Raw genomic sequence first — 11980 nt, forward strand, 5'->3', positions numbered from 1 at the left:
GGGTTCTGCGCGTGAGCACCGAGACGACCCGACCGGCGCGGCCGGTCCAGTCGGTCGACCGGGCGCTGTACGTCCTGGAGATCCTCGCTCGCGAGACCGAGTCCTCGTTGGGGCAGCTCGCGGACGAACTCGGGGTGCATAAGTCCACCGTCTCCCGGCTCGTCGACGTCCTCTCCGGGCACGACCTCGTCGAACAGGACCAGGGCCGCTACCGCCTGGGCGTGGGCTGTCTCCGCCTGGCCGGGGCCACCGCGGGACGCCTGAGCGTGACCACCGAGGCCCAGCCCGTGTGCGACCGGCTCGCGGCCGAGTTGGACGAGACGTGCAACGTGGCGATCCTCTCCTCGGGCATGGCCGTCAACGTGTGTCAGGCCGAGGGCTCGACCACGATCGGCACCCGGAACTGGATCGGCCAGCGCACGCCGCCCCACGCGACGTCCAACGGCAAGGTGCTGCTCGCCCATCTCCCCGAGGAGCAGCGGCACGAGGCCGTGTCCGGACCGCTCGAGCGGTTCACCGACCGGACGCTGACCGACCCTGCCGACCTCGAGGCCGCCCTGGCCCGCATCCGCACGGACGGCTACGCCTACGCGGAGGAGGAGTACGAGGAGGGCCTGTTCGCGGTGGCCGCACCGATCCGCGATCACACCGGAACCGTGGTGGCCGCGCTCAGCGCCGCCGGGCCCGGCTACCGGGTCACCGAGGAGGAGTTCCCGCACATCCGCGACGCGGTCATGTGGGGCGCGGCCGAGGTCAGCCGGCGCCTCGGCGGGCGCGCGAGCTGACGGGCGGCAGGGCGCTCAGCCCTTCATCCGGGTGTGCTCCGGGTCGAACGGCGCGGTGCGGCCGACCGTGAGCACCTCGACGGGCAACCGCTCCCCCAGGTAGTCGACGACGAAGCGCTCGCCCGCATGTGCCCGGTCGGCCGGAAGGTAGGCGAGCAGCAGGTATCGCCCCAACGCCGGGGCCGGGCCCGCACTGGTCACGTACGAGCGGCGGCCGCGGCCGTCGATCAGCGGGTCACCGTCGGCCGTGAGCACCGGCTCATGGCCCGTCGGATAGCGCGTGACGCCGTCGGCCAGCGCCAAGGTGCTCAGCACGGCCGCGGGCTCCTGGTCACGGGCTTGTAGGTAGGCGGCCTTGCCGACGAAGTCGGCGTCCTTGACCCGGGGCAGGGCGAGGCCGGCCTCGACGGGGCCGTAGTCGGGGCTGAGCTCGGATCCCATGAGCCGGTGGGCCTTCTCCAGCCGTCCCGTGGTGCCGTACACCCCGGCGCCGGCCGCGACGAGGCCGTGGGCCTGCCCGGCCTGCCACAGTGCGTCCCACAGCGGCAGCCCGTGCTCGGTGGGAACGTGGATCTCCCAGCCGAGGTCGCCCACGTAGGAGATCCGCACCATGAGGGCCGGGATGCCGGCGAGGGTGATCTCCCGGGCCGTCGCGAAGCCGAACCGTTCGGCGGACAGGCACTGCCCGCCGTCCTCGGTGAGCTCGGTGAGCACGTCGCGGGCCCGCGGACCCCACAGGCCGACGGCGCACGTTGCCGAGGTCAAGTCCGTCAGAGTCACGCTGCCGTCATCGGGCAGGTGCTGACGGAACCACGCGAGGTCGCGGCCGGCGTCGGCGGCTCCGGTGATCACCCGGACGTGCTGTTCGGCGAGCCGGATGACGGGCAGGTCGGCACGGAAGCCGCCGTGCGGGTCGAGCATCGGGGTGTAGACCACCCGGCCGGCGGGTCGGTCCGCCTGGGCGACGCACAGACTTTGGACCAGGTCGAGCGCCCCGGGACCGGTGACGTCGAAGACCGCGAAAGCAGTGAGGTCGAACAGTCCCGCCCGCTCGCGCATCGCGAGGTGCTCCGCCTCGATGATCGGCGACCACCAGCGAGCGTCCCACTCGCTGGTGCGTGAGGTCACCCGGTCTCCGTAGCGGTCGAGCAGGGCATCGTTCGCGGCGTACCACTGGGGGCGCTCCCAGCCGGCCGCCTCGTAGAACTCGGCACCGAGCTCGACCTCGCGCGGGTAGAAGGGGCTGGTGCGCAGCGGCCGTTCGCTCGCCCACTGCTCCCGCGGATGGCTGATGCCGTAGATCTTGGGAAAGCCCTCCGCGGCCCGGGCGCGCACGTGTCGTGTGGTGCGCTGGTGCGGCCGGAACCGCGCGATGTCGGCGCCGTGCACGTCGATCTCGCTGGCGCCTTCGGTCAGGAGCTCGGCCACCGCGCGGGCAGCGCCGGGCGCCTCCTTGATCCACACCGCGGCGGCGGACCACAGCCCGCGGACCTCGGGCGTCTCACCGAGTACCGGTGCACCGTCCGGGGTCAGCGACAGCAGGCCGTTGATGGCGTCGGCGCGGCCGAGCTCGGGCCGGTCCAGCAGCGGCCCGAATAGCTCGCGGGCGGCGGCGAGTTGCGGCGTGAAGTCCTCCTCGGTGAACGGCATCCGGGTGGGAGAGGTCTGCGTCCCCTCGCCCAGCGCCGGGATCTCGCTCGGGTGGTGCAGGATCGGGCGGTGGTCGTAGGAGCCGACCTCGAGATTCGCCCCACGCTGGCGCTCGTACATCTTGTGGTCCATGTCCCGCACCAGCGGAAAGCTGATGACCTCGCCGGTCTCGGCCAGCTCGGGGATCGGACCGAGGTCCATCATCTGGTGGACCGCCGGGGTCAGCGGGATGCGGGCTCCGGCCAGCGCGGCGACGGCCGGGCTCCAGACGCCGCACGCCACCACGACGATCTCGGTCTCGACGAGCCCTCGTGAGGTCCGCACGCCGGTCACGCGCGGCCGGTCCCGACCGGGCACCGTCTCGATCCCGGTGACCTCGGTGTTCTCCGCGACGGTGAGCGCACCGGCCTCGACGGCCCGGGTGCGCATGAGCTCGCCCGCTCGGACCGGATCGACGACGGCGCCGGTGGGCGTGTGGAACCCGATGCGGAGCAGGGTCTCGTCCAGCCACGGCACGAGCTCTTTGATCCGCGCGGGCGAAATGAGCTCGGCCTCGACGCCCCACGCGAGCGAGGAGGTGATCCGGCGCGTCAGCTCCTGGTGGCGTTCCTCGCTCCGGGCGACCTCGATGCCCCCGCAGGTGATGAGCACGTCCAGCTCGGCGTACTGCCGCATCGAGTCCAGGGTGAGCTCGGTGATCTCCTTGGAGTGGTCCACCGGGAAGACGAAGTTCGACGCGTGGCCGGTCGAACCGCCCGGATCCGGCAACGGGCCCTTGTCGAGCAGGAGCAGGTTCCGCCAGCCCAGATCGGCCAGATGCCGCACGAGGGCGTTGCCGACGATCCCGGCTCCGATGACCACCACGTCCGCGCGCCCGGGAAGCTCACCCATGGCCCGTCCTCCGTCCACGAGGCACTGATACGCTGACGATATATCAGTTGAGGGCAGGTGACCATGGCCACGCCGACATCGATCGAGCTCGCCACCGAGTTGGCCGATCTCACGGTCGAGGTGCCGGCCGGCACAGAGGTGGTGAGTCGCTCGGATGCGGCGTACTACCGCATCCGTGACCTGGTGGCGACCCTCGAGCTGGCGCCCGGCGCGCCGATCCACGAGCCGGAGCTGATGGCGCGCCTCGGTCTGGGGCGCACCCCGGTGCGCGAAGCGCTCCACCGCCTGGCACGCGAGGGGCTGGTGACGATCTGGCCGCGGCGCGGCATGGTCGTGGCCGGCGTCGACGTCCGCGACCTGACCGCCATCACGCAGGTGCGGTTGCAACTCGAGCCGCTCGCCGCGCGCCTGGCCGCACAGCGCCTCGGTGGCCAGGCATCGCCGCGCGCCGGCGGAGCGGGGGCCGATGACGAGGCGGCGGTGGCTGGGTTGTTCACCGACCTCGAGGGTGTCCCGGACGCCCCCCGCGCGCTGATCAGGGTGGACCAGCGCGTGCACCGATTCGTCCACCGCGCGGCGGCGAACCCCTATCTGGCGGGCACCCTCGAGGAGTACCTCATCCTCAGCCTGCGGCTGTGGTTCCTCGGGCTGGAGCGCGTCGGGCACCTGGCTGGCGCCGTGCGCGAGCACCGCGACCTGCTGGCCGCCGTCCGCGCCGGCGACGGCGATCGCGCCGCGGCGATCAGCGCGGACCACGTGCAGGGCTTCCAGCAGGCGATCGGGCGCGTCATCGCCGGGGGCTGAGACCCCCTGCCCGCCTCCCAGGCTGCGTCCAGGGAGGACGGGATACGGTATCGCGGCTGCCGCGGCGCCCGGTCGCGGCCGGGGAGGATGCATGCGCAAGCTCGTCGTGACAGCGGACGATCTCGGTCTGGACCCTGCCACGAACGCGGAGATCACGGACCTGGCACGCCGCGAGCGGGTGACGGCCACGACCCTCATGCCGGTCGCGCCCGGCGCCCGGGACGCGGTGCGCCGGGTGACCGCGGCCGGGCTGGCGCCGCCGCGACTGCACGTGACGTTGACCAGTGCCCGCGAGCTGCCACCCTGGCGGCCGGTGGCCGCCGACGTCGGGTCCCTGACGGAGGCGGACGGCGTGTTCCCGGTCACGCCCCGCCGTGTCGCCGCCCTCGGCGAGGCCGCCGACGTCGCCCGCGAGCTCGCCGCGCAGTGGCGGTGGATGCGCACCGGTGGGTTGCCGCCGTCGGGTCTCGACTCCCACTCCGGGGTCCTCTACCAGCACACCGGCCTCGGTGCCGCGTTGCGGTTCTGCGCCGAGCACTCCCTCGCCTTCCGGCTACCCGCGCGCCTGCAGCCGGTGGTCCGCACCACCTGGCGCGGCCGGCTGCGCCGTCGCTACGACGAGGCCGTCGCCCGGGCCCGCGACCTCGGCGTGCGGTTGCCGGAGACGGTGCTCACGCCCTGGCTGCCGGGGCGGCTGCTGCTGAGCTACGACCAGCTCCGCGCGCACGTGCTCGCGCAGGTGCGTGCTGTGCCGGAGGGGGTCTCGGAGCTCATCATGCACCCGGCGGCGCCGTCGACCGCCCGGACCCTGGCCCCGGCCGAGGGCCGCAAGCGGGTGTGGGAGCTGCGCCTGCTGCGCGACCCGACCTTCCTCGCCGAGTTGCGCCGGGAACGCATCGCCCTGGCGCCCTCGTGGTGACACAGGTCGACGGGCGCCCCGCCGGTGCGTGCGGGGCGCCCGCCGCCGGGCCGCGAACCGGTCAGGCCTCCAGCCGGAAGGCCTGGCGCCAGCTCAGGGCAGTGCCACCCTGCAGGACGGCACGCTGGTAGATCCGCTCACCGATCCGGACGAGCACGTAGGCGGCGAGCAGGTTGCCCGCGAGGGACACCAACGTCTGCCAGAGCGGGACACCGCCGTCGAGCATCCGGATCGGCATGCCCACCGTGGAGACGATGGGGATGAAGGACGCGACGGTCAGCCAGGTGCCGGTGGCGAAGATCCCGCCGAAGGTCGCGACCATGATCAGCATCATGACCGGCCCGGTGTTGGAGTTGAGGTCCTCCGTCCGGCTGGCCAGTGACCCCAGCACCGCCCAGACGGCCGCGAGGGCGAAGAAGCCGACCACGAAGAAGACGATGAACCACCCGGCCGCGCCGAGGAGGAACCCGATGTCGGCGACGAGGTCGGTGAAGTTCAGGGCCACGAGCCCGACGACGACGTAGAGCGCGATCTGGGCGAGCGCGAGGGCCGAGTTGCCGACCACCTTGCCGTAGAGGATCTGCCTGATCGGGATCGCGGTGGCGAGGATCTCCACCACCCTGTTCTGCTTCTCCTCCAGCACGGACGTGGCGATCGTCATGCCGAAGATGATCGCGGCCATGTAGAACAGGAACGCGAAGGCAATGCCGACGATGCGGTGCAGGAGGGCACTGTCCGCGTCGCCGTCGAGCACCTCGACGGTGACCTCGGACCCGGCGCGCAGCTCGGCCATCGTGGTGCCGGCGGCCTCGGCGTTCCGGGCCATGACGTGCTCGGTGACGGCGTCGCGCAGGAGGCCGTCGAGGGTGTTGCTGACCTCGCTCAGGCCCACGAGCGTCCAACCGCTCTCGGCCGCCAGCAGGGCGGCGTCGGCGTCCTCGGCCTCGACCGCAGCACGTGCAGCACCCGGGTCGGGGCGTTCGAGCGCGGTGACGGAGTCGCCGCCGGCCAGCTCGTCGGCGGCGCGGACGATCTCGGCGGCGTCGGCGTCGGTGACCGCGACGGTGTAGTCCGTGGTCCGGGAGGAGAACCAGGTGGAGACCGCGACGGCTCCGACCATCATGGCAAGGGTGACCGCCGTGGAGATGAGGAAGTTGCGATCGCGCAGCTTGACCATGATCTCGCGGACGGTGACCACGAGCCACGGCTGCTGGACGGCCCCCGGCCCGGAGCCCCGCGGTGTGTCCTGACGCTCGGACGTGGTGACGTTCATCGGACAGCCTCCCGGTAGATCTCGGACAACGACGGCACGATCGGGGTGAATTCGGCGAGCCCGCGCTCGGCGGCCCGGGCGACCACCCGTTCCCGGGTGGGCTCGTCGTCGAAGCCGACGACGGCGGTGGCACCGGCCACGTCGACGACGTCGACCCCCGGTTCTTCACGGACCCAGCCGGCGTCGTGGCCGGCGGTGATCCGGTAGTGGCGCGGGCCGGCGGCGCGCAGGTCCTCCGCCGTCCCGGCGGCGCGAACCTTGCCGCCGGCCAGGATGATCATCGAGTCGCAGATGCGGTCGATGAGGTCGAGCTGGTGAGAGGAGAAGAGCACCGGCACACCCTCGCGGGTGCGCTCGCGCAGCAGGTCGACCATCGAATCGACGGCCACCGGGTCGAGCCCCGAGAAGGGTTCGTCGAGGATGAGCGCCGACGGCGAGTGCAGCAGCGAGGCGACGACCTGGACCCGCTGCTGGTTGCCCAGCGAGAGGGCCTCGAGCTTGTCCTTGAGGCGGTCACCGAGTCCGAACTGTTCGAGCATGCGGGTGGCCTCGGCGGTGGCGTCCCGCCGGGTCATGCCGCGCAGCTGGCCGAGGTAGGCGAGCTGGTCCAGGACCTGCTGCTTGGGATAGAGGCCGCGCTCCTCGGGCATGTACCCGAAGGTCGCGCGGTCGGCGCGGGTGATCGGCCGGCCGCCCCAGCGGACCTCGCCGCCGTGGATGGCGAGGATGCCCATGATCATCCGCATCGTCGTGGTCTTCCCGGCGCCGTTGCCGCCGATGAATCCGGTCAGCCGGCCGGGTTCGACGACGAAGGAGACGTCGTCGACGGCGGTGACGTCGCCGAAGCGCCGGGTGAGGCCGAGGACCTCGAGAGCGGGTGCTGATGACGCAGCTGGCATGGCGTCCTTCCTTTCTCGACTGATGTCGAGACTAGGAAGCGCGCCGCGGCGGGCACATCGGCCGGCAGGGTGAGATCGCGGCGAGGTGACGCGGCGGCCCTTCTCCCCCCGTGGGCGGAGGCACGCTCACCAGGAGGCGGCGAGGCCCGCCTTGTGGGCGAGGACGACGGCCTGGACCCGGTCGCGCGAGTCGGTCTTGGTGAGGATGTGCGAGACGTGCGTCTTGACGGTCGACTCACCGAGGTACAGCCGGCCCGCGATCTCGGTGTTCGACAGCCCCTCGGCCATGAGCGCGAGGACCTCCCGCTCGCGCGCGGTGAGCGTGCCGACGGCGGCCCGCACCTCGGGCGCGAGGTCGGCGCCGGTGGCCGCCGCTGCCGTCTCGGCCATCCCGGCGTCCGGCGGCGGTCCCTGCCGGGTCGAGGCGGCCGAGCTCCCGGCCGGCTCCGGACTCACCGGCCAGTCGGTACCGGCTGGGGGCCGGCTCATCTCACCGGCCGAACCCGCCGCTCGGCCCGAGGCGGCGAGGCGGGCGATGACCCGCACGGTCACCTCCGGGGCGAGCAGTGCGTGCCCTCCGGCGACGGCGTGGATCGCCTCGACGAGGTCCTCCGGGTCGGCGTTCTTCAGCAGGAAGCCGGAGGCGCCGGCGTCGAGGGCGTCGAAGAGGTAGTCCTCGCGGTCGAAGGTCGTCAGGATGATGACCTTCGCCAGGTCCCGGGCGACGATCTGCTGGGTGGCGGTGATCCCGTCCATCACCGGCATCTGGACGTCCATGAGCACCACGTCGGCCGGCGTCGACTCCAGCGTCCGCACCGCCTCGGCGCCGTCGGAGGCCTGGGCGACGACCTCGATGTCGTCCTCGACGGACAGCACCATGGCGAATCCGGAACGGACCAAGGACTGGTCGTCGGCGATGAGGACACGGACGGGCGACGGCATGGTGACTCCTCGGCTGACGACTCAAGCGGTAGGAGCAGTCTGAAGGATCCGCACGCGGAAGCGTGCACGGACCCGCCAGCCGTCCCCGGTCCGGCGCGGACCGATCTCGACCTCTCCTCCGTGCAGCGCGATCCGTTCGCGGATCCCGCGCAGCCCGAAGCCGGAGCCGGCCGTGCCGGTCCTGGGCCGGCCGTCGTCGACGATCTCCGCCTCGACCCAGGCCCCGTCCGCCTCGCCGTCGGACCAGGTCCGCAGGGTCACCAGGGCCTGGGTCGCGGTGGAGTGCCGCACGACGTTGGTCAGCGACTCCTGCACGGTCCGGTAGATCGACAGTGCGAGCGGGGCGGGGACCAGGTCGAGGTCGCCGCGCGTCTCCTCCGCGCGGTGCAGCTGCACGTCGAGTCCGGAGTCCCGGTACTCCTCGGCGAGCGCCTCGAGCCCGGCGAGGTCGGGCTCAGGTGACCGGTCGCGTTCGACCTCGGTCTCGCTGCGCAGGACGCCGAGCAGCGAACGCATCTCGCCGACGGCGTCGCGGCTGGAGGTCTCCACGGTGCGCAGGGCCTGCGTGGCGGCGTCGACGTCCTTGCCGAGCACCCGGCGGGCCGCTCCGGCCTGGACCCCGATGACGGAGATGTGGTGGGCGACGACGTCGTGCAGCTCGCGGGCGATCCGCAGCCGCTCGTCGACGACGGCGCGCCGGGCGAGCTCACCGGCCTGTTCACGCACGCGTTCGGTCTGGTCGACGAGGCGGGAGCGCTGGAGGGCTGCTCGCCAGGAGTTCCGGCCGATGACGATGGCACCGCCGAAGAAGGCGACGTTCATCGCGGTGCCGTAGAGCACGTTCGCGGTGAGTTCGTCGATCGGCCCGTTCGGCTGACCGCTGCCGTCGGTGTAGTAGCTCACGCTCGCGGCACCGGTGTAGGAGATCACCACCCATAGCCCCATCGCGAGCAGCACGAGGCCGAGGGCCAGCCACAGCAACCGGCGGTCGGGCGCCCAGGCGACGGCGGAGTAGAGCGTCGCGAAGTACGTCACCTGGAAAAGGAACTGCACGCTGCCCTCGAGGCTGAACAGAGAGAGGACGACGAACATCGCGCTGGCGACGAGGAGGGTGGTCACGGGGAAGCGACGGCGGGTGGCCAACGGCAACGCCATGGCCGGGACCGCGACGTACGCCCGCCACGTCTCCTCGTCCTCGACGACCATGCCCACGCTCTTGGTCAGGGCCGTCATCCCGACGCCGAGCAGGACGAGGATCGCCGCACCGGCGATGTCGCGCCGGACCTGCGTGGCGGTCGGCCCGGGGCGCTCCCAGAGCGGATCGTCCGGGTCGTTGAGCCATGCGGTGAGCCGGCCGGTCAGCGCGTCGGAGGACATGACCGATCAGGGTAATGAGCGTGCGTACTGCCCGCCTCCTCCTCGAGGGGGATCCGCGACGCTCACTCTCCGGAAGGACCGGCAGGACGTCCCCCGAGGGCCCGGGGCTCTCCGGGCCGAGGCCGGCTCAGGCCCGGCCCGCGACGTCCTTCTCCTGGCGGCCGGTCTCCGGGGCGTCGTGCAGGTCGGGCTCGACATAGCTGACGATCCTCAGCGGTACCGCGTCGCGGACCCGGGCCTCGGCGGCGTCGATCGCGCGGGAGACCTCCTCGGCCGTCGCCTCCGGCGCGAGCTTGACCTTGGCGGCGACGAGCACCTCGTCCGGTCCGAGGTGGAGCGTGCGCAGCTCGACGAGCTCGGTGATGCCCGGCTCGGCCTCGCCGGCGCCGCGCAGTGCCTCCTCGATGGCCCGGTGGTGCTCCGGGAGAGCGGACTCACCGAGCAGCATCGAGGTCATCTCACGTGCCAGGAAGCCGGCGATGACAACGAGGAGGACGCCGATGGCGGCCGAGCCGACGGCGTCCCACCGGCCGTCGTGCGTGGCAAGGGTCATGCCGACGCCGAAAAGGGCGAAGACCAGGCCGACGAGTGCTCCAGTGTCCTCCATGACGATGGTGGGGATCTCCGGCGAGCGGGATCGCTTGATGAACTGCAGCAGGGAGCTCTTGCCCCGCACCTGTTTGGCCTCTGCCAGTGCGGTGCGCAACGCCAGGGCCTCCATGACCATGGCGACGAGCAGGACGACCACCGGGACCCAGTGCCACGCCTCGATCGGGTGCGGTTCGGTGTACTTGTGCCACGCCTCGTAGAGCGCGAAGAGGCCGCCGAGGGTGAACAGGACGATGGAGACGATGAACCCGGCGACGTACCGCGAGCGGCCGTAGCCGAACTGATGGACCTCGGAGGCCCGGCGTTGCGCGCGCTTGCCGCCGAGCAGGAGCAGTGCCTGGTTCGAGGAGTCGGCCACGGAGTGGATGGCCTCGGCGAGCATCGCGCTGGAGGCGGTGAGCAACCAGCCGACGAACTTCGCCAGTGCGATCCCGAGGTTCGCCGCGAGCGCGGCCACCACCGCCTTGGTCCCGCCACCTGACGCCATGTCCGCTCCCCTCTCGTGCGTGCCGGAGCAAGCGTAGGGCCCGCCTGGGCCGAGGACGACCGGGAGCCTCAGTCCTCCGGCGGCGCTGTGTCCACCCGGCGGGCCTCGGCGGCCAGCAGGATCGGTACGCCGTCACGCACCGGGTAGGCCAGGCGGTTGACCTCGCTGGCGGAGACGAGCTCGGGCTGCCCGTCCGGGCCGGTACCGTCGATCAGCTCGGCGCCGGTCACCGGGCAGCGCAGCACATGGCGGACCCAGGGGTCGATCCCGGGGGTGGCGGAGCGGGGCATCGCGGACACGGCGGCCTCAGTCGTTCTCGCCCTGCAGGACCCGCAGGTGGCCGCGCCGGCCAATCTCGCCGTCGGCGGCCGGGTCCGGGGTGCGGTGGGTCACCGGTGCCGGCTCGGCGCCACCCGGCCGCTGGGCCGGGACGGAGGCCTGCGGCGTGGAGCGGGAGGCCTCGCGGACGGCGTTGGCCAGGGCGACGAGGTCGTCGTCGGACGGCGGCGCGGGCACGAACTCGGTGGCGAGGCGCACCACGTCCCAGCCGCGCGGGACGGTGAGGCGTTCCGCGTGCACCTCGCACAGGTCGTAGGCGTGCGGTTCCGCGCTCGAGGACAATGGCCCCAGCACAGCCGTCGAGTCCGCATACACGTACGTCAACGTCGCGACGGCGGCACGGTCGCACGCGGAGCGGGTGCACTGGCGGACGGCTCTCACGTTCCCAGACGCTACCGCGCCGAGCCGACACGGCACAGACGACCACGCCGGGGCGGGTGGTCATCGACGAGACCGTGCGGGCCGGCCACCGTCGGCACGCCTGCTCCTGGGCACCGCGCCGGCCTGGTTACCCTCGTGCGATGACCTCTGCCCAGCCGCCGGTGCCGGCTGTCCCCGCGCGACGCGGTGGCCGGCGCCGCGATCGGCACGGACGGGGCCTGCGCGGGCCGCTGCTCCCGCCGACGCTGCCGGCCTGGCGTACCCGGACGGACCGGTTCGACGATCTGGTGCTGCGTTGTGTGCGACGGCTGGAGCGCCGGTTCCCGCGGGAGCTGGCCGGCGTGGAGTTCGCCGTGGAGGAGGTACCGCCTTCGGACCCGGCCCCGTGGGAGCACCGCGCCGTGGCGCTGGGCCGGTACTTTCCCGGGGATGCGGCCGCAGGTCTGAGTCACCGGATCGTCGTCTACCGCCGCCCGGTGGTCGCCCGGGCGGTGGATGCAGATGAGACCGAGCTGCTGGTGCGGGCGGTCCTCGTCGAGCAGATCGCCGGCATGCTGGGACGCGCCCCGGAGGACATCGACCCGGACAGCCCGTTGCCGTGACGCGGTGACGACACGGACGGCC

General features: G+C 72.6%; 12 protein-coding genes. 4 read left to right on the forward strand and 8 right to left on the reverse strand.

Translation table 11 applies throughout. The annotated features are described in order from the left end of the window. Positions 1–11 precede the first annotated feature (11 nt). Complete coding sequence (locus ACFSE6_RS03975; protein ID WP_388002421.1) at positions 12–785, forward strand: IclR family transcriptional regulator; 774 nt, start codon at positions 12–14, stop codon at positions 783–785. A 15-nt stretch (positions 786–800) separates the two neighbouring features. On the opposite strand, the gene ACFSE6_RS03980 is transcribed toward ACFSE6_RS03975, so the two are convergent. Beyond that, entirely contained in the window at positions 801–3326 is a 2526-nt protein-coding gene (locus ACFSE6_RS03980) for a GcvT family protein (protein ID WP_388002422.1), read from the reverse strand. Positions 3327–3389: 63 nt separating this feature from the next. On the opposite strand from ACFSE6_RS03980, the gene ACFSE6_RS03985 reads away from it, so the two are divergent. Beyond that, positions 3390–4130 carry a GntR family transcriptional regulator gene (locus ACFSE6_RS03985; protein ID WP_388002423.1) on the forward strand — a complete coding sequence of 247 codons (741 nt, stop codon included), beginning with the start codon at positions 3390–3392 and terminating at the stop codon, positions 4128–4130. Between the two features lie 91 nt (positions 4131–4221). Then, a complete protein-coding gene (locus ACFSE6_RS03990) occupies positions 4222–5049 on the forward strand; it encodes a carbohydrate deacetylase (protein WP_388002424.1) in 828 nt (275 codons plus the stop codon). A 61-nt stretch (positions 5050–5110) separates the two neighbouring features. Here ACFSE6_RS03990 and ACFSE6_RS03995 read toward each other — a convergent pair whose 3' ends face one another. The 7 genes from ACFSE6_RS03995 to ACFSE6_RS04025 all read right to left on the reverse strand — a co-directional run bounded on the left by ACFSE6_RS03995 (position 5111) and on the right by ACFSE6_RS04025 (position 11356). Further along, on the reverse strand, positions 5111–6322 hold the full coding sequence (locus ACFSE6_RS03995) for an ABC transporter permease (protein WP_388002425.1): 1212 nt from the start codon (positions 6320–6322) through the stop codon (positions 5111–5113). After that, positions 6319–7221 carry an ABC transporter ATP-binding protein gene (locus tag ACFSE6_RS04000; RefSeq protein WP_388002426.1) on the reverse strand — a complete coding sequence of 301 codons (903 nt, stop codon included), beginning with the start codon at positions 7219–7221 and terminating at the stop codon, positions 6319–6321. The genes ACFSE6_RS03995 and ACFSE6_RS04000 overlap by 4 nt, the downstream gene beginning before the upstream one ends. Positions 7222–7347: 126 nt before the next feature. Then, positions 7348–8163 (reverse strand): response regulator, encoded by an 816-nt coding sequence (locus tag ACFSE6_RS04005; RefSeq protein ID WP_388002427.1) that lies wholly within the window; start codon positions 8161–8163, stop codon positions 7348–7350. 21 nt (positions 8164–8184) lie between these two features. Further along, the gene (locus tag ACFSE6_RS04010) at positions 8185–9540 is read right to left on the reverse strand and encodes a sensor histidine kinase (RefSeq protein WP_388002428.1); all 1356 of its coding nucleotides are present in this window, start codon (positions 9538–9540) and stop codon (positions 8185–8187) included. 127 nt (positions 9541–9667) lie between these two features. Then, positions 9668–10636, reverse strand: coding sequence for a cation diffusion facilitator family transporter (locus tag ACFSE6_RS04015; protein WP_388002429.1), 969 nt, complete (start codon positions 10634–10636; stop codon positions 9668–9670). A gap of 68 nt (positions 10637–10704) precedes the next feature. After that, complete coding sequence (locus ACFSE6_RS04020; protein WP_388003997.1) at positions 10705–10926, reverse strand: Trm112 family protein; 222 nt, start codon at positions 10924–10926, stop codon at positions 10705–10707. Between the two features lie 16 nt (positions 10927–10942). Then, on the reverse strand, positions 10943–11356 hold the full coding sequence (locus ACFSE6_RS04025; RefSeq protein WP_388002430.1) for a DUF3499 domain-containing protein: 414 nt from the start codon (positions 11354–11356) through the stop codon (positions 10943–10945). A gap of 140 nt (positions 11357–11496) precedes the next feature. Here ACFSE6_RS04025 and ACFSE6_RS04030 point away from each other — a divergent pair, with 140 nt between their 5' ends. Beyond that, positions 11497–11958, forward strand: coding sequence for a metallopeptidase family protein (locus tag ACFSE6_RS04030; RefSeq protein WP_388002431.1), 462 nt, complete (start codon positions 11497–11499; stop codon positions 11956–11958). The last annotated feature ends 22 nt before the right edge of the window (positions 11959–11980 follow it).

The sequence above is a fragment of the Georgenia deserti genome, from assembly GCF_042680605.1.
Taxonomy (GTDB): Bacteria; Actinomycetota; Actinomycetes; order Actinomycetales; family Actinomycetaceae; genus Allobogoriella; species Allobogoriella deserti.

What these genes read in the sequence shown, in the direction of transcription:
- ACFSE6_RS03980 (WP_388002422.1), bottom strand. Translation starts at nt 3,326, where the DNA reads ATGGGTGAGCTTCCCGGGCGCGCGGACGTGGTGGTCATCGGAGCCGGG.
- ACFSE6_RS03985 (WP_388002423.1), top strand. Translation starts at nt 3,390, where the DNA reads ATGGCCACGCCGACATCGATCGAGCTCGCCACCGAGTTGGCCGATCTC.
- ACFSE6_RS03990 (WP_388002424.1), top strand. Translation starts at nt 4,222, where the DNA reads ATGCGCAAGCTCGTCGTGACAGCGGACGATCTCGGTCTGGACCCTGCC.
- ACFSE6_RS03995 (WP_388002425.1), bottom strand. Translation starts at nt 6,322, where the DNA reads ATGAACGTCACCACGTCCGAGCGTCAGGACACACCGCGGGGCTCCGGG.
- ACFSE6_RS04000 (WP_388002426.1), bottom strand. Translation starts at nt 7,221, where the DNA reads ATGCCAGCTGCGTCATCAGCACCCGCTCTCGAGGTCCTCGGCCTCACC.
- ACFSE6_RS04005 (WP_388002427.1), bottom strand. Translation starts at nt 8,163, where the DNA reads ATGCCGTCGCCCGTCCGTGTCCTCATCGCCGACGACCAGTCCTTGGTC.
- ACFSE6_RS04010 (WP_388002428.1), bottom strand. Translation starts at nt 9,540, where the DNA reads ATGTCCTCCGACGCGCTGACCGGCCGGCTCACCGCATGGCTCAACGAC.
- ACFSE6_RS04015 (WP_388002429.1), bottom strand. Translation starts at nt 10,636, where the DNA reads ATGGCGTCAGGTGGCGGGACCAAGGCGGTGGTGGCCGCGCTCGCGGCG.
- ACFSE6_RS04020 (WP_388003997.1), bottom strand. Translation starts at nt 10,926, where the DNA reads ATGCCCCGCTCCGCCACCCCCGGGATCGACCCCTGGGTCCGCCATGTG.
- ACFSE6_RS04030 (WP_388002431.1), top strand. Translation starts at nt 11,497, where the DNA reads ATGACCTCTGCCCAGCCGCCGGTGCCGGCTGTCCCCGCGCGACGCGGT.